The 23,355-nt window shown below is 66.3% G+C and carries 21 protein-coding genes; 10 read left to right on the forward strand and 11 right to left on the reverse strand.

The genetic code is table 11. The annotated features are described in order from the left end of the window. Positions 1 to 133: 133 nt before the first annotated feature. Positions 134 to 757 (reverse strand): uracil phosphoribosyltransferase, encoded by a 624-nt coding sequence (gene upp, locus ACZY0X_RS00005; RefSeq protein WP_463767570.1) that lies wholly within the window; start codon positions 755 to 757, stop codon positions 134 to 136. 50 nt (positions 758 to 807) lie between these two features. On the opposite strand from upp, the gene ACZY0X_RS00010 reads away from it, so the two are divergent. Continuing rightward, positions 808 to 1,104, forward strand: coding sequence for a hypothetical protein (locus ACZY0X_RS00010; RefSeq protein WP_463767571.1), 297 nt, complete (start codon positions 808 to 810; stop codon positions 1,102 to 1,104). Between the two features lie 2 nt (positions 1,105 to 1,106). Then, positions 1,107 to 2,192, forward strand: coding sequence for a C40 family peptidase (locus ACZY0X_RS00015; protein ID WP_463767572.1), 1,086 nt, complete (start codon positions 1,107 to 1,109; stop codon positions 2,190 to 2,192). Here ACZY0X_RS00015 and ACZY0X_RS00020 read toward each other — a convergent pair. Both ACZY0X_RS00020 and ACZY0X_RS00025 read right to left on the reverse strand, forming a co-directional pair. Beyond that, the gene (locus tag ACZY0X_RS00020) at positions 2,165 to 5,350 is read right to left on the reverse strand and encodes an adenylate/guanylate cyclase domain-containing protein (protein ID WP_463767573.1); all 3,186 of its coding nucleotides are present in this window, start codon (positions 5,348 to 5,350) and stop codon (positions 2,165 to 2,167) included. The genes ACZY0X_RS00015 and ACZY0X_RS00020 overlap by 28 nt on opposite strands. 10 nt (positions 5,351 to 5,360) lie before the next feature. Next, on the reverse strand, positions 5,361 to 5,813 hold the full coding sequence (locus ACZY0X_RS00025; protein WP_463767575.1) for a universal stress protein: 453 nt from the start codon (positions 5,811 to 5,813) through the stop codon (positions 5,361 to 5,363). A gap of 179 nt (positions 5,814 to 5,992) precedes the next feature. Here ACZY0X_RS00025 and satS point away from each other — a divergent pair, with 179 nt between their 5' ends. Then, positions 5,993 to 7,243: a protein export chaperone SatS gene (gene satS, locus ACZY0X_RS00030; protein ID WP_463767576.1), complete on the forward strand. Its 1,251-nt coding sequence runs from the start codon at positions 5,993 to 5,995 to the stop codon at positions 7,241 to 7,243. Between the two features lie 12 nt (positions 7,244 to 7,255). On the opposite strand, the gene ACZY0X_RS00035 is transcribed toward satS, so the two are convergent. Continuing rightward, positions 7,256 to 8,344, reverse strand: a complete 1,089-nt coding sequence (locus ACZY0X_RS00035; RefSeq protein WP_463767577.1) for an adenosine deaminase — start codon at positions 8,342 to 8,344, stop codon at positions 7,256 to 7,258. Positions 8,345 to 8,642: 298 nt separating this feature from the next. On the opposite strand from ACZY0X_RS00035, the gene ACZY0X_RS00040 reads away from it, so the two are divergent. Then, positions 8,643 to 10,118, forward strand: a complete 1,476-nt coding sequence (locus ACZY0X_RS00040) for a sensor domain-containing diguanylate cyclase (RefSeq protein WP_463767578.1) — start codon at positions 8,643 to 8,645, stop codon at positions 10,116 to 10,118. After that, entirely contained in the window at positions 10,115 to 11,623 is a 1,509-nt protein-coding gene (locus ACZY0X_RS00045; RefSeq protein ID WP_463767579.1) for a sensor domain-containing diguanylate cyclase, read from the forward strand. The genes ACZY0X_RS00040 and ACZY0X_RS00045 overlap by 4 nt, the downstream gene beginning before the upstream one ends. Here the strand turns inward: ACZY0X_RS00045 and ACZY0X_RS00050 are convergent. Further along, complete coding sequence (locus ACZY0X_RS00050; protein WP_463767580.1) at positions 11,613 to 12,977, reverse strand: thymidine phosphorylase; 1,365 nt, start codon at positions 12,975 to 12,977, stop codon at positions 11,613 to 11,615. The genes ACZY0X_RS00045 and ACZY0X_RS00050 overlap by 11 nt on opposite strands. Continuing rightward, positions 12,974 to 13,393, reverse strand: coding sequence for a cytidine deaminase (locus ACZY0X_RS00055; protein ID WP_463767581.1), 420 nt, complete (start codon positions 13,391 to 13,393; stop codon positions 12,974 to 12,976). Before ACZY0X_RS00055 ends, ACZY0X_RS00050 begins: the two co-directional genes overlap by 4 nt. A gap of 239 nt (positions 13,394 to 13,632) precedes the next feature. Between ACZY0X_RS00055 and sdhC the strand changes: the two genes are divergently transcribed. From sdhC to ACZY0X_RS00075, 4 genes are read left to right on the forward strand one after another with little or no spacing between them, the layout of a single operon-like run. Next, on the forward strand, positions 13,633 to 14,061 hold the full coding sequence (gene sdhC, locus ACZY0X_RS00060; RefSeq protein WP_241400550.1) for a succinate dehydrogenase, cytochrome b556 subunit: 429 nt from the start codon (positions 13,633 to 13,635) through the stop codon (positions 14,059 to 14,061). Next, positions 14,058 to 14,540 (forward strand): succinate dehydrogenase hydrophobic membrane anchor subunit, encoded by a 483-nt coding sequence (locus ACZY0X_RS00065; RefSeq protein ID WP_463767583.1) that lies wholly within the window; start codon positions 14,058 to 14,060, stop codon positions 14,538 to 14,540. Before sdhC ends, ACZY0X_RS00065 begins: the two co-directional genes overlap by 4 nt. Positions 14,541 to 14,556: 16 nt before the next feature. Further along, positions 14,557 to 16,311, forward strand: coding sequence for a succinate dehydrogenase flavoprotein subunit (gene sdhA, locus ACZY0X_RS00070; protein WP_354525296.1), 1,755 nt, complete (start codon positions 14,557 to 14,559; stop codon positions 16,309 to 16,311). 2 nt (positions 16,312 to 16,313) lie between these two features. Next, positions 16,314 to 17,090, forward strand: coding sequence for a succinate dehydrogenase iron-sulfur subunit (locus ACZY0X_RS00075; protein ID WP_463767584.1), 777 nt, complete (start codon positions 16,314 to 16,316; stop codon positions 17,088 to 17,090). Between the two features lie 76 nt (positions 17,091 to 17,166). Here the strand turns inward: ACZY0X_RS00075 and ACZY0X_RS00080 are convergent, their stop codons facing one another. The 5 genes from ACZY0X_RS00080 to fabG all read right to left on the reverse strand — a co-directional run bounded on the left by ACZY0X_RS00080 (position 17,167) and on the right by fabG (position 22,014). Further along, on the reverse strand, positions 17,167 to 18,018 hold the full coding sequence (locus ACZY0X_RS00080) for a hypothetical protein (RefSeq protein ID WP_463767585.1): 852 nt from the start codon (positions 18,016 to 18,018) through the stop codon (positions 17,167 to 17,169). A 125-nt stretch (positions 18,019 to 18,143) separates the two neighbouring features. Next, positions 18,144 to 18,809 (reverse strand): GntR family transcriptional regulator, encoded by a 666-nt coding sequence (locus ACZY0X_RS00085; protein ID WP_463767586.1) that lies wholly within the window; start codon positions 18,807 to 18,809, stop codon positions 18,144 to 18,146. Positions 18,810 to 18,812: 3 nt separating this feature from the next. Then, entirely contained in the window at positions 18,813 to 20,006 is a 1,194-nt protein-coding gene (locus tag ACZY0X_RS00090; RefSeq protein WP_463767587.1) for an acyl-CoA dehydrogenase family protein, read from the reverse strand. Further along, positions 20,003 to 21,220 carry an acetyl-CoA C-acetyltransferase gene (locus ACZY0X_RS00095; RefSeq protein WP_463767588.1) on the reverse strand — a complete coding sequence of 406 codons (1,218 nt, stop codon included), beginning with the start codon at positions 21,218 to 21,220 and terminating at the stop codon, positions 20,003 to 20,005. The genes ACZY0X_RS00090 and ACZY0X_RS00095 overlap by 4 nt, the downstream gene beginning before the upstream one ends. After that, entirely contained in the window at positions 21,217 to 22,014 is a 798-nt protein-coding gene (fabG, locus tag ACZY0X_RS00100) for a 3-oxoacyl-ACP reductase FabG (protein WP_463767589.1), read from the reverse strand. The genes ACZY0X_RS00095 and fabG overlap by 4 nt, the downstream gene beginning before the upstream one ends. A 91-nt stretch (positions 22,015 to 22,105) precedes the next feature. On the opposite strand from fabG, the gene ACZY0X_RS00105 reads away from it, so the two are divergent. Beyond that, positions 22,106 to 23,302, forward strand: a complete 1,197-nt coding sequence (locus ACZY0X_RS00105) for an acyl-CoA dehydrogenase family protein (RefSeq protein ID WP_463767590.1) — start codon at positions 22,106 to 22,108, stop codon at positions 23,300 to 23,302. The last annotated feature ends 53 nt before the right edge of the window (positions 23,303 to 23,355 follow it).

A 23,355-nucleotide genomic window follows, 5' to 3' on the forward strand; every position in this document is an offset into this window, starting at 1 on the left:
AAGCCAAAAACCTAGATGGGGAACGGCGTGCGGCCGTTTCGAAACGATCAACTACCCACGAATGTGGCACAAGAGCCACATTTTTGATGACGCCCCACAACCCGCATGGTCCTCCCCTGCGACCGGTCCGCCTTTAGCGCGGGCCGAACTGCCGATCCCCCGCGTCGCCGAGGCCCGGCACGATGTAGGCGGCCTCGTTGAGGCCGTCGTCGATGGCCGCGGTGAACAGCCGCAGCCCCGGCACCACCCGCTCGATCGCCGCGATGCCCGCCGGTGCGCACACCACGCACACCGCGGTGACGTCGACGGCATTGCGAGCGAGCAGCAGCCGCAGTGTGTGGGCCATCGATCCCCCGGTGGCCAGCATCGGGTCAAGGACCATCACCGGCTGCGCCGACAGGTCCTCGGGCAGCGACTCCAGGTAGGGCGTCGGCTGATGGGTTGTCTCGTCGCGGGCGATACCGACGAACCCGACCCGGGCCTCCGGGATCAGCGCGTGCGCCTGGTCGACCATGCCGAGGCCAGCGCGCAGTACCGGCACCAGCAGCGGCGGTGTGGCCAGCCGCGATCCGGTGGTGTCAGTCACCGGAGTGCGAACGGGGATCGACTCGGCGGCGGCCTCGCGGGTGGCCTCGTAGACCAACATCATCGTCAGGTCGCGTAGCGCCGACCGGAAGCCGGCGTTGTCGGTGCGCTCGTCGCGCAGCGTGGTAAGCCGCGCCGCAGCGAGGGGATGATCGATGACCCGGACGTCCATGCGCAGGAACCCTAATGGAACCGACTGGCCTCCGACGTCGTCATAACAACGTGCACGCCGACACTTCCGCGCTTCGCCTCCTCGCCGCAGCCCAGTCCCGCCACGCCGCCGATCTGGCCGATACCGCCTCCCGGCTGGTCGCAGCCAGTCCGTCGACCGATGCGTTCGGCCCAGTCGGTGCTCGCTTCCTCACCGCTTTGAGCGACGAGCTGACACGCGGCGCACGTGCAGTGGCGGAGCTGGGCGAGCGGCTGGCGACCGCCGGCGGGTCGACCACCGCGGCCGCGTCGTCATTCGACGCCACCGACCGGCGGGTGGGGCGTGCCGTCGGGTCCGTCGGGGTCTGACGGTGCCGAGCACGCTGGCGACGGCGTTGTCGGCACCCCTGCGCGAGGTGCGGGCGCTGCTGGGGACGGGCGATGCGCCGTCCGAGACGGTGGCGGCGCTGGCCGATGTGCGCGATGCCCTGGGCGGAGTCTCGGTCGCCGCGGGGCGGTCGTGGGACGCGACGAGCCCGGGATGGACCGGAACAGCTGCCGACGCGGCAGGTGAGTTCGTCGAGGCGACCATCGCGGAGATCGACGCCCTGTCACTGCGCGCCGAACATCTCAGCACCTCCGCCGCACGCGCGGCCGAAGCGGTGGCCCGCGCGCGCGTCCGGCTCGACTCGATCATCGAGGAGTTCGAGGCCCGCGTCGACGCGTTGGAGACCACGCTGGACGCCCCCGGTGCCGCCGAGGAACTCGCAGACGCGGCACGACGGGCGCTCGATGAGGCGAACGCGGTGGTCGATGAGCTGACCGCCGAACTGGACTCGCACGCCACCCAGGTCGCCGCACCGGCCGGCCCCACCGCGACCTCGCCACCGATCCCGGGAGCGCGCGGGTGGGGCCTGGGCTCCGGCGCGGGTGTCGGCTCGGGCGCGGGTGCTGGTTTTGGGTCAAGCGCAGCACCGTTCGGCGGGTCGCCGGATCTGGGGGCGGCCGCCGGCCGCGGCGTGCCCGACCTGGCCACCCCGTCGGACCCCGGCGTGTTCGGCAGCGGTACCGAGGTCCAGCTGCCCGGCGGGGAGACGGCAACCGCGCCCAACGCCGTTGCCGCGAGTGCCGTGCGGCACGCGCTGACTCAACTGGGTGTGCCCTACGACTGGGGCGGCACCACGCCGGGCGTCGGATTGGACTGCAGCGCACTGACCCAGTGGGCTTACCGAGAGGCCGGACTGGAGATTCCCAGGCTCGCCCAGGAGCAGGACATCGGGTCGGCGGTCGACCGCGGATCCTTGCGCCCGGGAGACCTCGCCGTCTGGGATGGCCACGTCGCGATGATCGTGGGTGACGGCCTGATGGTCGAGGCGGGCGACCCGGTGCAGCTCTCGTCGATCCGCACCACCAATGCGGGACAGGGCTTTCAGGGGTTCTGGCGGCCTACGGCTTGAATGGAGTCCGGCATCGACTCGGCCCATTGCATGTGCCCCTCGAGACCTATCGCGGTGGCGGCCTCGCGGTGGTGCTGCCGATGCCGGCGATAGGCGGTCTCATCGCCGAGCCGATACGCCAGGAGTGCCCGGAGCCGCAGGACTATGACACCGACCGTCGAGAGGCTGCCAACGCCGATCGCCGCCGCCACTCGCTCGATGGTGTTGGCCGCTTCGACCAGATAGCTGTCATCCCCGTGCTCAATAAGCGCTTCCACGAACACTTGGCTGGTCAACACGAAGGTGCCGGGCTGCCCCGTTCGAAGCGATTCCTCAATTGCTGCCCGTAACAGGGGCACAGCACCGTCGAGATCGCCGTCGTCGGCCCTCGCCCGCGCGAAGTACAAGTTGATGAGCGGAGCCTGGAACATCATGTCGCCGGACGATTCACGGACTTGCGCAAGCACTTCGAGTCCGCGTTGGCGATCCGCCGGAGAGTCTCGATACATCAGCGCCAGGCCAAGTGCCATCTGGGCGTTGAGCAGCGCCGAATCATCAGCCCAGCCGCGGGCGTTCAGCAGTGCCTCGTTGATGACGTGAAGCGCGTGGTCGTCCGCCAACAGAACACCGAACGGGATCGCCAAGCCGTATGTCGCATAGACCACATAGGTGTGTGACACCGGATCGACCCGGCGGGCCATCTCCACCGCCTCATCAAAGTCCTCACGCCACCCTGCAAGCCCCGCAACCCATCTCGCGACGCTGCGCGTTGCGAGCGCCCACGCCAGCGGTGCGCCGATGATGAGATCGCCCCTCGTCGGATCTCCGTCTGCCAGGTCGATGACGGCCTGAGACCATCGCAGCATGTCGGCCACGTCGCCGGCTGCGTGTTTCCCGATGATCGCCGCAAACGACAGCCCGATCGTCAAAGTGGAGTCACCAACCGAGTCGAGCAGCGCCATTTGTTCGGATGCCATCTGCGACGCCTCGCGCACCCGGCCGTAGGCGACATGCCCCATGATGCCCCCCGCCATGGCGATGGCCAGCGAAGCCTTGTCGCCGCTCGCTGCGCACAGCCGTCGCAGCTCCTCGAACTCCTGCTCAAAACTGCGTGCACGAACTCGCCAGGCACTCGCGCACAGCATGCCTCGGGGGGCGACACGCATCGCGGTGCGGTCCGGGACGTCGGTGGCCAGCGCATCGGCAATTTGGCGCGCGTTCTCCCAACTCAGCCTCGCAGCGGCGATATCCCGCTTGGCCAACCACCCTCCAGCACGCATATGCCATTGGTAGGCATCACGGAAGTCACCAGCAGCACCCAAATGGTCGGCTATCACCGCCGCATTCGCGTCGAGATCCTCTGCACCGCGCTCACCGATCGCCCGAGCCAGCCGCCGATGCAGCTCCGCACGGTCCGTCTTCAGTTGCGCGTCATAGGCAACCGTGCGAATCAACGAATGATGAAACGCATACACCGCGCGCGGAATGAACCTCACCTGGTCGATCAGTTCTGCCCTGACCAGTTCATCGAGCATTGGATCGGCGACGAGCATCTCCAGCAGTTCGGTGTCGAAGCGCGACCCGATCACCGCAGCTGCGGTCAAGGTCCGCTTGGCTCGCGGGGCCAGGCGATCGATCCGTGCGGCCAGGGCAGCCTGCAGGGTTGCGGGAACACTCGGCACGCCAACGCCTGTTCGGCACACGTAGGACCCCGGTTGCCCTTCCAACACACCGCGCTCATTGAGGTCTCGCACGATCTCATGCGCGAAATACGGATTGCCACCGGCTCGTTCCGCTATTGACCCCGCCAACTCGGCAATCGAGGGGTCATCGCCCAACAATCGAGCGATCAACCCCTCGGATTCCGAACGAGAAAGCGGCACAAGACCAATGGCCTGCACGCCGTGCACCCGCGCGAACGCTCCCTCGTAATCGGTGCGGTAGGTGGCCAAGACCATCGTCGACGTCTGCGGGATGACCGTGACGACGTCAGCGAGCATTGACTCGCTGATCACATCGATCCAATGCACGTCCTCTAGGACGAACACGCTCGGTGTCACCTTGGTCAACAACGCCGTACTGATCAGTGCGGTCAGCCGGCGTCGCCGGGCATCCGGATCGATTCTCGGAAGGTTCACCGCGGGATCAGCGACGCCGAGAAGATCATCCAGGAGCACCAGATCGTGTGGATCAGCGTCGGAGAACTGGGATCGGACACGCGAACGAGCCTCCTCATCCGCGAGGCCGCGGATCCCGAGAGATGCTCGCAGCAAGCGCGTCACCACGTTGAAAGGTATTTCCGTGGAATGTGATTCGCAGAACGTCGACACGACCTCGATACCGCGTGCCTTTGCGAGCGAGACGAGTTCGTCGACGAGTCTGGTCTTGCCGATTCCCGCCGGGCCTTCCACACAAACCACGCATCCGCGCCCACTCACCGACCGTTCCAGCAGGCCGACAACGGTTCTCAGCTCTAGCTCACGCCCGACCAGCATGGTGCGCGTTGCGTCGTTCCGTTCCGGCGACGTGATACCCAGAAGGCGACGGGTCACCGTGGGAGCCTCCCGGCCCTTCAACTGGGCCATCTCCGGTTCACCGAACACTGCCGCGCCCTCGACCAGCCGCGCAGTGGACTCGCTGAGCATCACACCGCCCGCGGGAGCTATCGACTCCATCCGCTGCGCCAACCCGACCTGCTCACCCATCGCGGTGTAACCGAAAGCGCTAGAACCGATCTCGCCGGCTATCACCTGACCCGAGTTCAAACCCACACGCAACTGCAGATCCACACCATCGCGGCCCTGCACCGTGGCCGCCTGCTTGCGTACCTCCTCCTGGATGGCAAGCGCGGCTAGGCAGGCACGTTCTGCGTGGTCCTCCAACGCAATCGGAGCGCCGAAGACCGCCATGATGCCGTCGCCGGTGAAATGAGCGACCGTCCCGCCGTAGCGGTGCACCTTCAGCGCCGCACGGTCGGCGAGTTCGGCCATGATCTCGCGCAAGCGCTCGGCTCCGAGCGCCGCGGCAATGTCCATTGAGTGCACCACATCGGCGAAGAGAACGGTGACCTGCTTGTACTCCGCGGATTGGGTGTCGCCTACGACCGATGTACCGCACTCACCGCAGAACTTGGCCGTTGCGCCCAATTCGGTGCCACACGACCCGCAGGGAACGGTCATGACCGTTTGGTCAGTCGGTGGTGTGGACGATCAGAACGTCGGATTTGGCCTTCGTCGATACCTGGCCTGCGACCGAGAACAACCGCCCGAGGATGGCGCGCCGCGCGTTCAGGCCCACATTGCCGACCACCAGCAGGTCGGCCTTGACTTCCTCGGCGAGGTGGACCAAGGCGTGCACCGGGGCATCCTCGATCGACCGCTCCTCGACGTTGGTCGCCCCTGCCGCCGCGGCGCGGGCGTGAGCCTCACGCAACACCGCGTAGATCGGAGCGTTGCCCTTCACCATGTACGCGTCCTCCTTGAGGACGTCGGCCGCGCGCGAATCCTCAGCGTCGCGGAAGTACCCCGTGGCAATGATCAGCTTCGCGTCCGTGTCCGCGGCGAGCCCGCCTGCGCGGCTCACCGCACGCAGTGAGGACTCCGAACCATCCGTCCCGACCAGCACCGTCCGATAACCACTCATGTCATCCCCCCACCACGGAAAGGTCCAGCGTTCACCCAGAGTAGGCACGTGAGCACGTCCCTGACCAGCAGTTCTTGCCGATACAAGTAGTTGGCCACCTCGGTCGTCGGGATGCTCGCGGGCGGGACTTCGACCGGTGACCATCGAAGCGCTCGAGCGACGTAGTTAGGCTGTGCCGCATGGCTGCAGAAATCGTGCCGGTTCGGCTCGGGCTGACCAAGGGCGATCTGTACACGTTGTGGGCGCCGTCGTGGCGTGATTCCGACGACGAGTGGCAGGGATTCCTCGGCAAGGACGAGGACCTCTACGCCTTCGAATCGGTCGCCGACCTGACGGCGTTCGTCCGGACCGACACGGACAACGACCTGGTCGACCATCCGGCGTGGACGGCGCTCACCGAGGCGAACGCGCACCGTTGCGACCCAGACGATCGCCACACCTACGACCTCATCGGTGTGCCCGACGCGGTCGCCGAGAAGCCCACCGAGGAGTCGGTGAAGTCGCTTCTCGAGGCGCTGTCGTTCGTTCAGGCCCTCGGCTCGGTGTGCGATCTGACGGCCGTCACGAAGTTCTTCAACGGCAACCCGGTGCTGGGCTCACTCGGCGGCGGTATCGACGCGTTCGACGGGCGGCCCGGCCGCAAGCGCTGGGCCGAGATCGAGGCCGCGATCGGTCGTAGTTGGGATGGCGTCGTCGACGCCATCGACGAGATCATCACGACACCCGACGTCAACTCGGCCGCGGTGAAGAAGGCCGAGGAAGAACTCGCCGAACCCGCACCGGAGCCCGAGGCCGAGGAGCCGGTGATCGATGACGTCGTCGACACCGACGAGGAGGTCGACGCGCTCGCGGCCCACGCCGAGGACCAGGTGCTGGGCAGCGACGAGGACTTCTGGACCCGCGTCGGCATCGATCCCATCCGCATCATGAGCCGCGGCGGCACGTTCTACACGCTGCGCTGCTACGTCGGTGACGAGCCGAAGTTCCTCGGCCGCAACGGCCGAATCAGCGTCTTCAGCTCCGAGCGATCACTGGCGCGGTTCCTGGCCGACGAGCACGAGAACGATCTCTCCGGGTTCGACTCCTACGACGACATCCGCACCGCCGCCACCGACGGCTCGCTGCAGATCGACGTCCTCGACGAGAACATCTACGTGTTGAGCGGCCTCGCCGACGATATCGCCGACGGTCCCGAGGCCGTGGATCGCGATCAGCTCGACCTCGCGGTGGAACTGCTGCGCGACGTGGCCGACTACGCCGAGGACCCCGCCGTCGACACGGCCCTGGACGCCGACCAGCCGCTGGGCCGGTTCGTCGCCCACGTGCTGGACGCCGCCACCGTCAGCAAGCCCCCCGCGCCGTACGCCAAGGCCGTGGCGCAGTGGGAGGACCTGGAGACCTTCGTCGAATCGCGGCTGCGCGCCGAGTAGCGCCCGCCGTGATCACCCGACCAGCACGGCGTATCGCGGTTTGATGACGTCATCGATAATGGCGAGGCGCTCGTCGAACGGGATGAACGCCGACTTCATCGCATTGATGGTGAACCGCTCGAGGTCGCTCCAGCCGTAGCCGAAGGCCTCGACCAGACGCAGCATCTCCTGGCTCATCGTGGTGTCGCTCATCAACCGGTTATCGGTGTTGACGGTGACCCGGAACCGCAGCCGCGCCAGCATGTCGAACGGGTGGCCCTCGATGCTGGGCGCCGCACCGGTCTGAACATTGCTGCTGGGGCACATCTCGAAGGGAATTCGCTTGTCCCGCAGGATGGATGCCAACCTGCCCAGCCGCATCGAACCGTCGGGCATGGTTTCTATGTCATCGACGATCCGCACGCCGTGTCCAAGCCGGTCCGCGCCACAGAACGCGATCGCCTCGTGGATCGACGGCAGGCCGAACGCCTCGCCGGCATGAATCGTGAACCGCGCGTTGTTGCCTCGCATGTACTCGAACGCGTCGAGATGCCGGGTGGGCGGGTATCCCGCCTCGGCGCCCGCGATGTCGAAGCCGACGACGCCCCGGTCCCGGAATCTGACCGCGAGTTCGGCGATCTCACGTGACCGGGCGGCATGGCGCATCGCGGTCACCAGGCAGCGCACGGTGATGGGCTTGCCCGCGGCAGACGCGGCCTTGGCTCCGTCGGCGAAGCCCGCCAACACCGCGTCGACCACCTCGTCCAACGACAGCCCGTTGTCGATGTGGAGTTCGGGAGCGAACCGCACCTCGGCGTAGACCACCGAGTCGGCCGCCAGATCCTCGGCGCACTCGTAGGCGACACGGTGTAGCGCCTCCGGGTTCTGCATGACGCCGACAGTGTGCGCGAAGGGCTCGAGGTAGCGCACCAGCGACCCGCTGTGGGCCTGCGTCTTGAACCACATCGCCAGCTCGTCGACGTCGGTGGCCGGCAACTCTGCGTAACCGAACTGGTCGGCCAGCTCCACCACGGTCGCCGGGCGAAGCCCGCCGTCGAGGTGATCGTGCAACAGTGCCTTGGGTGCTTGCCTGATCGAATCCAACGTCAGGAGTGTCGTCATCTCCCCATCTTGCGCAACAACTCCGGCGACGGCGCGGTATTCGGGCCGCTGCACACTCAATGTTCGGGTGATGATCAGCTCCCGGTGCTGTAGCAGTGCCGTTTTCGCCGCCGTCGCGCAGCGACCTCGAGACATGGCAAACACTGCGACCCACTGCGGCTGCCCCGGGCCCGAACTCGCGGTCGACAGCTGAACACTCTCCCAGCAAACGAAAGCGCGTCAGGATGGCTCGTCATTCCCGAACAGTTGGTTGACGATTCAAGCGCAGGCGAGCGTTGCTCGCAGCTACGATCGCCGAATGTGGATACCCGCTGTCGAGCGTGTTCGCTCGAGTCGACGGGCTACCGCAGTCGCCGCAATGGTGCTCGCGAGCTTGTACGTGCTGCTCGGCCGGCTGACATTCTCCGTATCCGTTGAACACAGCAACGTCACCAGCGTCGTCTTCGCGCCAGAGGGCATCGCCTTGGCGTTCTGCATTCTGTTCGGGCCGCGCGTCGCGTGGGGCGTGTTCCTCGGCCAGACCATCCTGTCGATCTGGACGGGTCCGTCGGTGCTGGGCGGTGCCGCCATCGGGCTGGTGAACAGCCTCGAGGGCATGCTCGGCGCGGTGCTGTTCGCGCGCTGGCGGATATCGCCGCAGTTCGGCAGCCCGCGCGACGTGGCCCTGTTCGTCGCCCTGGTGTTCCTGATTCTGCAGCCCATCAGTGCGACCGCCGGCGTGAGCGTGTTGTGGGGAGTTGGGATCACCCCCGACGAATGGATCCCCAGCGGCTGGGACGCCATCTGGGTTCACGGGATGCAACGCCCGATCTCCGATTCGAGTCAGCTCCCGTCGGCGTGGATTCACTGGTGGATCGGAAACTCTCTCGGCCAAATCCTGGTCGCCCCACTGCTGCTGGCCTGGGCCACGAAGGGGACCTGGCGGCGGCCCGATACCCGCGGTGATCTGCTCACCAGCGCACTGGTCATCGGAATGACGGGAATAGCAGCCACCGTGTTGCCCATTCACCCGGTGCTGGTACTTGGAGTGACCTGCCCGTTGCTCGTGCTGATCGGGTTACGCCGCGGCCTGCGCGGTGTGACCACCGCCAACGTCGTCATCACGCCAGCCGTGCTCTGGGCCGGTACCTCCGCCAAGAAGTTCCTGGACCATCTCAGCGTTCCGGATCGCCTCGCCTACGTCGGGTTCTTCGTCGCGACCGCCTTCATCCTCTTCTCGTTGATGCTGTTCGCGATGTTCGAGGAGCGCCGACTGCTGGTCGAACGGCTGGCTCGTCTCGCACGCGAGGACTCGCTGGTTCCGCTGGATAACCGACGCCACTTCGTCGAGCGGCTGGAACCACTCATCCAGCAGGCAACCGCACGTGGCAGCCCTTTGGCGGCAATAACATTCGACATCGACCACTTCAAGCAGATCAACGACGCCAATGGTCACGCGGCCGGCGACCGGGTACTCATCGCCGTCGCCAACACGTGCAAGGCACTGCTACGCGACACCGACATCGCCGCTCGGATCGGTGGCGAGGAGTTCGCCATCGTGCTCCCCGACACCGACGTCTCCGACGCGCAACAATTCGCCGATCGGCTCCGCAGCGCCATCGCTGCGCAGCACCTCGTGGCCCCTGACGAAACTGCGGCCGCTGCCATAACCATCAGCGTGGGTGTCGCCGCCCTGCAGCCGGGTGATTCCCTCGATGACTTCCTCAACCGCGCCGACGACGCCCTGTACGACGCGAAACGAGGTGGCCGGGACATGGTGGTGGTCGGCCGGTGACTAGCCTGCTCCCCACTAATATCCGCACCACCATGTGGACGAGCGCGATCGAGCGGATTCGGTCGAACCCAAGACACACCGCACTCGCGGCTCTGGTACTGGCGTTCGCCTACGTTGTGCTGGGTCGGCTCACCTTCGCGGTGTCGGTCGAGAACAGCAATGTCACGAGTGTCGTCTTCGCGCCCGAGGGCATCGCCTTGGCTTTCTGCATCCTGTTCGGGCCGCGTGTCGCATGGGGCGTGCTTGTCGGGCAGACGATCCTGTCCATCTGGTCCGGGCCGTCGGTGCTGGGCGGTGCCGCCGTCGGGCTGGTGAACAGCCTGGAATGCGCCCTCGGCGCGATTCTGTTCGCGCGCTGGAGGATCTCGCCGCAGTTCGCCCGGCCGCGCGATGTCCTCCTGTTCGTCGCGTTGGTCTTCCTGATCTTGCAGCCGATCAGCGCCACCGGAGGGGTCAGCGTGCTCTGGGCGATCGGCGCTACACCCGCGGAGTGGATTCCGGACGCGTGGCAGTCGTTCTGGATTCAGGGAATCCAGCGCCCGCTTGCCGACCCGAGTGCGATCGCCCCGGCTTGGATTCACTGGTGGGTCGGCAACTCCGTGGGACAGATGTTGTTCGCACCGTTGCTACTCGCCTGGGCGATCCGGGGCGTTTCGCGCCGGCCGAAGTCGAGCTACGACCTACTTGTCAGCGCGCTGGCAATCGGTCTGCTGGGCCTCGCCGCGACCAAGTTGACCATCTACCCGTTGCTGGTGCTCGGCGTGACCTATCCGCTGCTGGTCTGGATCGGGCTTCGGCGTGGCCTGCGTGGCGTCACCACTGCGAACGTCCTGATCGCACCGGCCATCACGTGGGCGGGAGCGGTCGGAACCGGTTTCCTGTCACATCTCGACGTTCCCGACCGCCTCGCCTATGTCAGCTTCTTCATCGCCACGGCCTCCATCTTCTCGTTGATGCTGTTTGCGATGTTCGAGGAGCGTCGAGTGTTGGTCGAGCGGCTCGACGATCTCGCACGCCTCGATTCGTTGGTGCCCTTGGCGAATCGCCGACACTTCGTCGAGAGCCTGCAACACGAACTCAGGAGGAGGACCGAACGCGACGGTCCGGTGGCGGTCGTGGTCTTCGACGTGGACCACTTCAAACGCATCAACGACGAACACGGCCACGCGGCAGGCGATTCGGTGTTGATCGCAATCGCGCTCACCTGCCAGACGCGGCTGAAGGAGGGTGAGTTGGCGGCCAGGATCGGCGGCGAGGAGTTCGCCCTCGCACTACCCGGCACCGAGCTTTCGGACGCCCAACGATTCGCCGACCAGCTCCGCGACGCCATCGCACACCAGCATCTGACCCAGGACGCTGCCGACGCGTTGATCCCCGTCACCGTCAGCGTGGGCGTCACCGTGGCGCGGACTGCGGATTCGATCGACGCGATTCTCACCCGCGCTGACGAGGCTCTCTACGGTGCCAAAAGGGGCGGCCGGAACACCGTGGTTGTCAGCGAGTGATCCGATCGATGATGAGCGGGCCGATATCGGGTGGCTGCTCCCCGGGGCCGCTGACGCTCCACCCGCCGTCGAGTTCGGCGATTGCACCCGGGTAGCGCTGCGGGGTGTCGGTGTAGAGCGTGAACAACGTCTCACCTGCGGCGACGGGCTCACCTGGCCTGCGGTGAATCCTCATACCCGCGCCGAACTGCACGTTCTCGCCCGGCGCCGACCTGCCGGCCCCGAGCCGCCACACCGCAAGACCCACCGCCATCGCGTCGATGTCCCCCATCGTGCCGCCGTGGGGCGCCGTGATCGTCTCGGAGTACGCCCCGACGGGCAGCGGCTGGTCCAGGTCGCCGCCCTGGGCGGCGACCAGCGCGCGGAACCGGTCCATCGCGGTGCCGTCGGCCAGCGTGTCCGCGGGGTCGATCCCGTCGACCCCGGCGGCGTCGAGCATCTCGCGGGCCAGCGCCAGGGTCAGCTCCACCACGTCGGCGGGGCCGCCACCGGCCAGCACGTCGATCGACTCGGCGACCTCGACGGCATTGCCCACGGCTAGGCCCAGCGGGCGGTTCATATCGGTGAGCAGCGCCCGGGTGGGCACCCCGTAGGCCGTCCCCAGGTCGACCATCGTGCGGGCCAGCTCGCGCGACTGCGCCTCGGTCTTGAGGAAGGCGCCCCTGCCCACCTTGGAGTCCAGCACCAGTGCGCGGGCGCCCTCGGCGAGCTTCTTGCTCATCACCGAACTCGCGATCAGCGGTAGCGACTCAGTGGTGCCCGTGACGTCGCGCAGCGCGTAGATCTTGCGGTCCGCCGGCGCCAGGTCCCCTGCAGCGAACACTGCGGCGCCGATGGTCTGAAGTTGTTGGCGGATTTGGTCTTTTGAGATCTCCGCGGTGAAGCCGGCGATGGCCTCGAGCTTGTCCAGGGTGCCGCCGGTGTGCCCGAGGCCGCGTCCGGCCGCCTGGGGCACCGCCGCGCCGCACGCCATCACCACCGGCACCAGCGGGATGGTGATCTTGTCGCCGACCCCGCCGGTGGAGTGCTTGTCCACCAACGCCAATGGCTTGCCGCCACGCCGGAGGTCGCCGAAGTCGAACCGCTCCCCCGAGGCGATCATGGCCGCCGTCCAGCGGGCGATCTCGCCGGTCTCCATGCCGCGCAGGAAGATGGCCATCAACAGCGCCGACATCTGCTCCGGGTGCACCCGACCGTGGGTGTAGCCGTCGATGACCCAGTCGATCGCGGCGTCGGACAGGACACCGCCGTCGCGCTTGGTCCGGATGACGGACGGAGCATCGAGATGCGACCCTGCGTCCTGAGCATCGAGATGCGACCCTGCGTCCTGAGCATCGAATGTGAACTGGGTCACTGCGATTGCCCCTCACGCTGCACCCGGTCGAGATCGTCGGGGCCGAACGCGTCGGGCAGCAGTTCACCGAGCGTGCGTGGCCCAGCCGGATGGTCGATCAGCATGCCGGGACCGCCATGCTCGAGCAGCACCTGCCGACACCGTCCGCACGGCATGAGCAACGTGCCGGAACCGTCCACACACGCCAGTGCGACGAGCCGGCCGCCCCCGCTGGAGTGCATCGCGCAGACCACAGAACACTCGGCACAGAGACCTAGGCCATATGAGACATTCTCCACATTGCAACCGACCACCACACGACCATCGTCGGTCAGCGCGGCCGCCCCCACCGGAAAGCCGGAATATGGCGCATAGGCCAGCTTGGAAACACTAATTGCGTTGTGCCGCAGATTCTTCCAGTCGATTTCCGTTGCCATATCAGGCCTTCCGTCCATCTTCTGAATGCATTCCGAAGAACCTCTCGAGCGGCTCGAATAGCTAGATAGGTGACCCTAACTTTCTACGCCAGTGGGTCATCCGCCCTTCCACGCTAGTTCTTTCAGTGGGACATTTGGGATTAGAGTCCCCCGTGGTTTCGGGCAGTTCGAATCGATGGCTTTGCGCTACCGGTTACGACGGGATTCCGAAGTCCACCGATGACGTTGGAGGGTCGGAGATGAGTACAGCGACAGCCGCGGATTCGGCCATACCGGCCCCGCGTTCGTCACCCCCGCGCCGCCGCACCTTGTATCGCGGCGACCCGGGCATGTGGTCGTGGGTGCTGCACCGCATCACCGGCGCCACGATCTTCTTCTTCCTCTTCGTCCACGTGCTGGACACCGCGCTGGTCCGCGTCAGCCCCGAGGCCTACAACCAGGTCATCGAGACCTACAAGACGCCGATCGTCGGGCTCATGGAGATCGGCCTGGTGGCTGCCGTGCTCTACCACGCCCTCAATGGCGTCAGGATCATCCTGATCGACTTCTGGAAGGACGGCCCGAGGCATCAGCGCAAGATGCTGTGGATCGTCGCCGGCGTGTTCATCGCCGTCCTCATTGCCTCGCTTGGAGTGATCGGCATGCACATGGTGGAGCGATTCCTATGAGCCCCTCGGTGGAGAACCCCTACGACCACGTGACCGAGCGCGGCGGCCCCGCGCCGGTCATGCAGCGCGCCTTCGACCGGCCCGCCAGCCTGGACAATCCGCGTGCACCGCGGAGTCGCGGCGGAATGCCGAACTTCGAGAAGTACGCCTGGCTGTTCATGCGGATGTCCGGTGTCGTCCTGATCTTCCTTGCGCTCGGACACCTCTTCATCATGTTGATGTGGGAGAACGGCGTCTACCGGATCGACTTCAACTACGTCGCGCAGCGCTGGTCCTCGCCGTTCTGGCAGACCTGGGACCTGCTGCTGCTCTGGCTGGCGCAGCTGCACGGCGGCAACGGCATGCGCACGATCATCGCCGACTACACCCGCAAGGACTCGACGAAGTTCTGGCTGAACACGGTGCTGTTGCTCTCGATTGTGTTCACCCTGGTTCTGGGCACGTATGTGCTGCTGACATTCGACGCGAACATCTCTTGACCCAGGAGTCCTGCAAATGCTGATCGAACACCGATACGACGTTGTGATCGTGGGCGCCGGCGGCGCAGGGATGCGCGCCGCTGTCGAGGCCGGCCCCCGGGCGCGCACTGCCGTCCTGACCAAGCTCTACCCGACGCGCAGCCACACCGGCGCCGCGCAGGGTGGCATGTGTGCAGCACTGGCCAACGTCGAGGACGACAACTGGGAGTGGCACACGTTCGACACCGTCAAGGGCGGCGACTACCTCGCCGACCAGGACGCGGTCGAGATCATGTGCAAGGAGGCCATCGACGCGGTCTATGACCTCGAGAAGATGGGGATGCCGTTCAACCGCACCCCAGAGGGCCGTATCGACCAGCGCCGCTTCGGCGGGCACACCCGGGACCACGGCAAGGCCCCCGTCCGCCGCGCCTGTTACGCCGCCGACCGCACCGGCCACATGATCCTGCAGACGCTCTACCAAAACTGCGTCAAGCACGACGTCGAGTTCTTCAACGAGTTCTACGCGCTGGACCTCGTCCTGTCGGAGACCCCCGGCGGCCCGGTGGCCACGGGCATCGTCGCCTACGAACTGGCGACCGGCGACATCCACGTCTTCCACGCCAAGGCGATCGTGTTCGCCACCGGCGGGTCGGGTCGCATGTACAAGACCACCTCCAACGCGCACACGTTGACGGGTGACGGCCTTGGCATCGTGTTCCGCAAGGGACTTCCCTTGGAGGACATGGAGTTCCACCAGTTCCACCCGACAGGCCTAGCCGGCCTGGGCATCCTGATCTCCGAAGCCGTGCGCGGTGAGGGCGGTCGCCTGCTCAACGCCGACGGTGAGCGGTTCATGGAGCGCTATGCGCCGACGATCGTCGACCTCGCGCCGCGCGACATCGTGGCCCGCTCAATGGTGCTCGAGGTGCTCGAGGGCCGCGGTGCCGGACCCAACAAGGACTACGTCTACATCGACGTGCGCCACCTCGGCGCCGACGTCCTCGAGGCCAAGCTGCCCGACATCACCGAGTTCGCCCGCACCTACCTCGGCGTCGACCCGGTCACCGAGCTGGTGCCGGTGTACCCGACCTGCCACTACGTCATGGGCGGTATCCCCACGACGGTGCACGGCCAGGTGCTGCGCGACAACAACTCGGTCGTGCCCGGCCTGTACGCCGCGGGCGAGTGCGCCTGCGTGTCGGTGCACGGCTCCAACCGACTGGGCACCAACTCGCTGCTGGACATCAACGTGTTCGGCCGTCGCGCCGGTATCGCCGCCGCGAACTACGCGCTGGGACACGACTTCGTCGACCTCCCCGAGACTCCGGCGAGCATGGTGACCGGCTGGGTCGGCGACATCCTCTCCGAGCACGGCAACGAGCGCGTCGCCGACATCCGCGGAGCGCTGCAGCAGTCGATGGACAACAACGCCGCGGTGTTCCGCACCGAGGAGACGTTGAAGCAGGCGCTCACCGACATCCACGCACTGAAGGAGCGCTACTCGCGAATCACGGTGCAGGACAAGGGCAAGCGCTACAACAGCGACCTTCTCGAGGCCATCGAACTCGGCTTCCTGCTGGAGCTGGCGGAGGTCACCGTGGTGGGCGCGCTGAACCGCAAGGAGTCCCGCGGCGGCCACGCTCGCGAGGACTACCCGAACCGCGACGACACCAACTACATGCGTCACACCATGGCCTACAAAGAAGGCACCGACCTACTGTCCGACATTCGGCTGGACTACAAGCCCGTCGTCCAGACCCGATATGAGCCGATGGAACGGAAGTACTGACGATGAGCGCACCAGTCATCGACAAGGTCGATCAGCAGGAACCCCCCGTGCCCGAGGGTGCGGTGATGGTGACCCTGAAGATCGCACGGTTCAACCCCGAGGATCCCGACGGCGCGGGCTTCCAGAGCTTCCGCGTGCCGTGTCTGCCCACGGACCGACTGCTGAACCTGCTGCACTACGTGAAGTGGTACCTCGACGGAACGCTGACCTTCCGCCGGTCGTGCGCCCACGGCGTGTGCGGTTCGGACGCCATGCGCATCAACGGTGTGAACCGGCTGGCGTGCAAGGTGCTGATGCGCGACATGCTGCCCAAGAAGGCAAGCAAGCAGCTGACCATCACGATCGAGCCGATCCGCGGGCTGCCGGTGGAGAAGGACCTCGTCGTCGACATGGAGCCGTTCTTCGACGCGTTCCGTGCGGTCAAGCCGTTCCTGATCACCAGCGGCAACGAGCCCACCCGCGAGCGCATTCAGAGCCAGACCGACCGGGCGCGCTACGACGACACCACCAAGTGCATCCTCTGCGCGTGCTGCACGACGAGCTGCCCGGTGTTCTGGAGTGAGGGCTCCTACTTCGGGCCCGCGGCGATCGTCAACGCCCACCGGTTCATCTTCGACAGCCGCGACGAGGCCGCCGCCGAGCGCCTCGACATCCTCAACGAGGTCGATGGCGTGTGGCGTTGCCGCACCACGTTCAACTGCACCGAAGCCTGCCCCCGTGGCATCCAGGTCACCAAGGCGATTCAAGAGGTCAAGCGCGCGCTGATGTTCGCGCGCTAGATTTCCCTGCGTCGAACGTCAACTAGATGGCGAGTTCTCACGAATTCCTCGCAATCTTGTTCACGTTGGGCGCACTTTAGAAAGGTCCACCTGCGGCCTGTAACGCTGCCCGGGTCCGCCCGATGACAGTGGCCTCCCGGTACCGCATAAGGTCGGCGCCAACACGGACGATGCGCCAGCCCAGCTCGGCGTAGGCGACGCCCTGATCGATGTCGCGGGCACGCTGCACAGGGTCGTCCCAGTGCTGCTTCCCGTCGTACTGGACGCCGACCTTCCATTCCGGCCAGCCCATGTCGAGTCGCCCCACGAACTGGTCGTACTCGTCGAACACCTCAATCTGCGTTGCCGAGGGACGCATACCCGCGAAGGTCAGCAGCAGCCGCAGCCGGGTCTCCTGCGGCGACTCGGCGCCGTAGTCGGCCAGATCGAGCACGCGGCGCAGCTGGACCACACCGCGTGCACCGCGATGCGAATCGACAAGCGTCTGCACGTCAGACAGTTTCAGCTCCCCGGTCTGCAGGAGCGCATCGACCCGGATGACCGCGGTCACCAGTCCGTGCTGGCGACCGAGATCGAATACGGTGCGTGCCGGTGTCGTCACCCGGATGCTGTCGAGCACACCGACGTCGTCCTCCGCGAGGTGGTCGCTGTGCAGGATGATGCCGGTGGTCTTGTGCCTGCTGGGCTGATTCAGCTCGGCGGGCAGGTTCGCATCGATCCACATCGATCCGTGCAGCGCCGCAGCCGAGAGGCCCGCCACCACCCCGCGTCGTCCCGACCACAGCCATGCCGCCACCGCCTTGTCGACGGGGGTGAGCACCGCCCCGCGCGGCACGAACACATCGCGGTGCAGCATGTCGTGGCTGGTGTTCAGCTGATATCGGTTGACGGCGCCCGCCGCGAGCGCCTCACTCCCCAGAAATGGCATGTGGATAGGACGGTGCACAGGCCCGCCGCGTTCCATCCCCGCCGAATGTGAGGAAGATTGCGAGGAATCCGCGAAGTTTCGCCATCTTCTTCACGTTCGGCGGGCCGGGTCAGGGAGTGCGGGGCCTACTCCAGCACACCCAGCCCGGCTAGGTGATCAATGAGCGGTTGTGCTCCCGCACAAAGATGCTCGGCCATTGCCGCGCGGGCCGATTCGCCGTCGCGCTCCCTCAGCGCCGTCAGCACACGCCGGTGATCGTGCATGGACTGTTCGGCCCAGCCGTCGACTGTCGGGAACACTGATTCCAGTGCGTACCGAGTGATCTGGGACATCAGCTGCGCCAGCTTCGGGGACTGAGCGGCGATGTTCACGCCGCGGTGGAACTCGTGGTTGAGCCGGACCGCCCGATCCTGGTCATTCTGGGCATGCGCGTCCTCGAGCTGCGCCTGGAGGCGTTCGAGTTCTGCGATCTGATCATCGGTGATGTGCGTGGCGGCGCGCGCCGCCAGCTCACCGCCGATGTGGCCCTGCACTCCGGCGACATCGTCGATGTCTCGGCGAGTGACGGGTAACACCGCGAAGCCACGTCGGGGCTGCTGAGTCAGCAGTCCCTCAGCCTGCAGACCGAACAGTGCTTCGCGCACGGGCGTCACGCTGATACCCAGTTCCGCCGCGAGCTGCTCGAGACGGACGTACTTCCCTGCCGGGTAGGTGCCGTCGAATATCCGCCGGCGTACCAGTCGAGCCACGTCGTCGGCCAGCTGCGGCGCCGTTGTATCCGAAGCGGTCACCGGTCAGATCCGGTAGTCGGCCAGCAACCGCTTGCTGATGATGTTCTTCTGGATCTCACTGGTGCCCTCGCCGATGAGGAGGAATGGGGCGTCCCGCATCAGCCGTTCGATCTCGTACTCCTTGGAGTAGCCGTAGCCACCGTGAATCCGGAAGCTCTGCTGAGTGACCTCGGCACAGAACTCACTGGCCAGGTACTTGGCCATCCCGGCGGCGACATCGTTGCGCTCACCGGAGTCCTTCAGCCGCGCCGCGTTGACCATCATCAGGTGCGCGGCCTCGACCTTGGTGGCCATCTCGGCCAGCTGGAAGGCGATGGCCTGGTGGTCGGCGATCAGCTTGCCGAACGTCTCCCGTTGCTGCGCATAGCGAATGGCGAGTTCGAAGGCGCGGATGCCGACGCCGCAGGCACGGGCCGAGACGTTGACTCGGCCGACCTCGACGCCGTCCATCATCTGGAAGAAACCCTGCCCGGCCACACCGCCGAGGACGTCGTCCGCGTCGGCGCGATAACCGTCGAAGATCAGCTCGGTGGTGTCGATGCCCTTGTAGCCGAGCTTGTCGAGCTTGCCCGGGATGGTCAGGCCGGGCATCACCTCTCCGAATCCGGCCGGCTTCTCGATCAGGAAGGCCGTCAGGTTTCGGTGCGGTTTGTCCGCTCCCTCATCGGTTTTCACCAATGCGGCGACCAGGGTCGAGCTTCCACCGTTGGTCAGCCACATCTTCTGGCCGGTGATGGTGTAGTTGCCGTCCGCATCGCGGACGCCCTTGGTGCGGATCGCCGCGACATCAGATCCCAGTTCGGGCTCCGACATGGAGAACGCGCCGCGGACCTCACCGGTCGCCATGCGCGGCAGAAACCGCTGCTTCTGCGCATCGGTGCCGTGCTGACGGATCATGTACGCCACGATGAAGTGGGTGTTGATGACGCCGGACACGCTCATCCAGCCGCGGGCCAGCTCCTCGACGCACAGTGCGTAGGTCAGCAGCGACTCGCCGAGCCCGCCGTACTCCTCGGGAATCATCAACCCGAACAGGCCCATCTCCTTCATCTGGTCGACGATGGCCTGCGGGTAGGTGTCGGAGTGCTCCAGCTCCTGGGCGACAGGGATGATCTCCTTGTCGACGAATTGCCTTACCGTCGAGACGATCTCGGCCTGAATCTCGGTCAGACCCAAAGTCTGTGCCAGTTTGGTCATGGCGCGATCCTCTCGAAGACGGCGGCCAACCCCTGGCCGCCGCCGATGCACATGGTCTCCAGTCCGTAGCGCGCCCCGCGCCGGTGCAGCTCCCGGGCCAGGGTCGCGAGCATCCGCCCGCCGGTCGCGCTGACGGGATGTCCGAGTGAGATGCCCGAGCCGCGAACGTTGGTGCGCTCGTGGTCGGCCGCACCGAACTTCCACTCCTTCATCACCGCCAGCGCCTGGGCCGCGAACGCCTCATTGAGCTCGATGAGGTCGATATCAGCCAGTTGCAGTCCGGCCTTGGCCAGGGCCACCTCGGTGGCAGGGACCGGGCCGATACCCATGATGTTGGGCGCAACTCCGGCCGACCCCCAGGAGACCATCCGCACCAATGGCGTCAGGCCAAGTTCGGCGGCCCTCTCGACGGTGGTCACGATGCACATCGACGCCGCGTCATTCTGGCCGCTGGAGTTGCCCGCCGTCACGGTCGCCTCCGGATCCTGTTTGAGCAGAACCGGTTTGAGCTTGGCAAGCGTCTCCACCGTGGTGTCGGCACGGGGGTGCTCGTCGGTGTCGACGACCTGTTCCCCCTTGCGGGTGTGGACCGTGACCGGAATGATCTCCTCGGCCAGCACGCCTTCGGCCTGGGCGGCGACAGCACGCTGATGGGAGCTGACGGCGAGCTCATCCTGCTCGGCGCGGGTGATGCCGTACTGACGGCGCAGATTCTCGGCGGTCTCCAGCATTCCGCCGGGCACCGGGTAGTCCCGCCCGCCCGCGGTGGTCCGTCCACGTGCCAGTCCGTCATGGATCTGGACACCAGCGCGTGCACCCCATCGCATGTCCGTGGAGTAGAACGCGACATTGCTCATGCTCTCCGCGCCGCCGGCGACGACCAGATCGTTGTCACCACTGCCGACCTGCAGACAAGCCTGGATGACGGCCTGCAGACCGGATCCGCATCGGCGATCCACCTGCATACCGGGAACGGTGACGGGCAGACCGGCATCGAGTGCCACCACCCGGCCGATCGCAGGAGCCTCGCTGTTCGGATAGCAGTGCCCGAGAATCACATCCTGCACCTGATCGGGTGCGACCCCGGTGCGCTCCAGCAGTCCCTTGAGCGCCGTCACGCCGAGATCCACGGCGGTCAAAGATCCGAACACGCCACCGTATCGACCGATCGGGGTGCGGACAGGTTCACAGATGACGACATCGCGGGTGCTCATACGTGCCGACCTCCAGTCACTTCGAGCACGGTCCCGGTCATGTACGACGACAGATCGCTGGCGAGGAACAGCGCCACCTTGGCGACCTCGTCTGGCTCTCCGGCCCGGCCGATCGGAATCTCGGCGAGCTTCTGATCCCAGATCCGTTGCGGCATGGCCTCAGTCATCGCCGAGCGGATCAGGCCCGGCTGGATCGCGTTGACCCGCACACCGAGGTGCGCCAGCTCCTTGGCCGCGGCCTTGGTCATCCCGACGATGCCGGCCTTGGCTGCTGAGTAGTTGGTCTGGCCGACCAGGCCGACCTTGCCCGAGATAGACGACATGTTGACGATCGCGCCAGACTTGTTCTCCCGCATGATCGCCGCGGCCGATTTGAGGCCGTTCCAGGTGCCCTTGAGGTGGACCGCTATGACCTGGTCGAACTGGTCCTCCGTCATCTTGCGCAGAGTCGCGTCACGCGTGATGCCGGCATTGTTCACCATGATGTCGAGGCTGCCGAACCGATCGACTGCCGCTGCGACCAGCGCGTCGACGTCGGACGCGCGAGTCACGTCGCACTGCACCGCGGTGGCGACATCGGCGCCGCCGAGCTGTTCGACAGCTGCCTCCGTCGCCTCCAGATTGAGGTCACCGAGCACCACCCGGGCACCTTCGGAGATGAAGCGCTGCGCGATGGCGAGGCCGAGGCCCTGGGCACCACCTGTCACGACTGCAGTCTGGCCGGCCAGTAACGACACCTGATCACCTGTCCTAACTCGATATTCCTGTGGTTTCGCCACCGTCGACGGCCGCATTTTCGTATACGATAGCATTTTCATATACGAAAATGACGCACGGTTCCGCCGCGCTGCGAGACCACCAGCCGAGACAACTAAGGAGTCCTCTGTGACCCCCACCGCGAGTGGCACCCCGGTCGCCGACGACGTCAGCGACGAGGACTTCAAGGAGATCCTGGCGCAGACCCGCACCTTCATCCGCAGCGCCGTCGTACCGCGCGAGAACGAGATTCTGGCCAACGACAAGGTGCCCGACGAGCTTCGCGACCAAGCCAAGGCGATGGGGCTGTTCGGCTACGCCATCCCCCAGCAGTGGGGCGGCCTGGGCCTCAACCTCGCCCAGGATGTCGAGCTGGCAATGGAATTCGGCTATACCTCGCTGGCCCTGCGGTCGATGTTCGGCACCAACAACGGCATCGCCGGTCAGGTGCTGGTGGGCTTCGGCACCGAGGAGCAGAAGAGCATGTGGCTGGAGGGGATCGCCTCCGGGGATGTGGTGGCGTCCTTCGCACTGACCGAGCCCGGCGCCGGGTCGAACCCGGCTGGCCTGCGCACCAAGGCGGTCCGCGACGGCGACGACTGGGTGATCAATGGGCAGAAGCGCTTCATCACCAACGCCCCGACTGCCAATCTGTTCGTCGTGTTCGCCCGCACCCGGCCGGCCGACGATGCCGGCCCCGGGATCGCGGTGTTCCTGGTGCCCGCCGACGCCGCGGGCATCGAGGTCAGCCCCAAGGACGCCAAGATGGGTCAGGAGGGCGCCTGGACCGCCGATGTCAGCTTCACCGACGTGCGGGTCTCCGACAACGCGCTGATCGGTGGCAGTGAGGACGTCGGCTACCGCGCCGCGATGACATCGCTGGCCCGCGGCCGGGTGCACATCGCCGCGCTCGCCGTCGGCGCAGCCCAGCGGGCGCTCGACGAGTCGGTGGCCTACGCCGCCGCGGCCACCCAGGGCGGTCAACCGATCGGCAGCTTTCAGCTGGTGCAGGCCATGCTCGCCGACCAGCAGACCGGGGTGATGGCGGGCCGCGCATTGGTCCGCGACGCCGCCGCCAAATGGGTGTCGGGCGAGGACCGCCGGATCGCCCCGTCGGCAGCCAAGCTGTTCTGCACCGAGATGGCCGGTAACGTCGCCGACCTCGCGGTGCAGGTGCACGGCGGCACCGGCTACATGCGCGAGGTCCCTGTGGAACGGATCTACCGGGAGGTCCGACTCCTGCGTCTGTACGAGGGCACCAGCGAGATCCAGCGACTCATCATCGGCGGCGGTCTGGTCAAGGCCGAGCAGAAGAAGACTCGCTGACCCCCCGCCGAACGTGAACAAGATTACGAGAAATCCGCAAAGTCTCGCCATCT

Source organism: Mycobacterium sp. IDUB_39 (assembly GCF_055419205.1).

Bases quoted from the DNA above. Each gene is read 5' to 3' on its own strand.
- upp (WP_463767570.1), bottom strand. From the start codon at position 757: ATGGACGTCCGGGTCATCGATCATCCCCTCGCTGCGGCGCGGCTTACC.
- ACZY0X_RS00020 (WP_463767573.1), bottom strand. From the start codon at position 5,350: ATGACCGTTCCCTGCGGGTCGTGTGGCACCGAATTGGGCGCAACGGCC.
- ACZY0X_RS00025 (WP_463767575.1), bottom strand. From the start codon at position 5,813: ATGAGTGGTTATCGGACGGTGCTGGTCGGGACGGATGGTTCGGAGTCC.
- satS (WP_463767576.1), top strand. From the start codon at position 5,993: ATGGCTGCAGAAATCGTGCCGGTTCGGCTCGGGCTGACCAAGGGCGAT.
- ACZY0X_RS00035 (WP_463767577.1), bottom strand. From the start codon at position 8,344: ATGACGACACTCCTGACGTTGGATTCGATCAGGCAAGCACCCAAGGCA.
- ACZY0X_RS00040 (WP_463767578.1), top strand. From the start codon at position 8,643: ATGTGGATACCCGCTGTCGAGCGTGTTCGCTCGAGTCGACGGGCTACC.
- ACZY0X_RS00055 (WP_463767581.1), bottom strand. From the start codon at position 13,393: ATGGCAACGGAAATCGACTGGAAGAATCTGCGGCACAACGCAATTAGT.
- sdhC (WP_241400550.1), top strand. From the start codon at position 13,633: ATGAGTACAGCGACAGCCGCGGATTCGGCCATACCGGCCCCGCGTTCG.
- ACZY0X_RS00065 (WP_463767583.1), top strand. From the start codon at position 14,058: ATGAGCCCCTCGGTGGAGAACCCCTACGACCACGTGACCGAGCGCGGC.
- sdhA (WP_354525296.1), top strand. From the start codon at position 14,557: ATGCTGATCGAACACCGATACGACGTTGTGATCGTGGGCGCCGGCGGC.
- ACZY0X_RS00075 (WP_463767584.1), top strand. From the start codon at position 16,314: ATGAGCGCACCAGTCATCGACAAGGTCGATCAGCAGGAACCCCCCGTG.
- ACZY0X_RS00080 (WP_463767585.1), bottom strand. From the start codon at position 18,018: ATGCCATTTCTGGGGAGTGAGGCGCTCGCGGCGGGCGCCGTCAACCGA.
- ACZY0X_RS00090 (WP_463767587.1), bottom strand. From the start codon at position 20,006: ATGACCAAACTGGCACAGACTTTGGGTCTGACCGAGATTCAGGCCGAG.
- ACZY0X_RS00095 (WP_463767588.1), bottom strand. From the start codon at position 21,220: ATGAGCACCCGCGATGTCGTCATCTGTGAACCTGTCCGCACCCCGATC.
- fabG (WP_463767589.1), bottom strand. From the start codon at position 22,014: ATGCGGCCGTCGACGGTGGCGAAACCACAGGAATATCGAGTTAGGACA.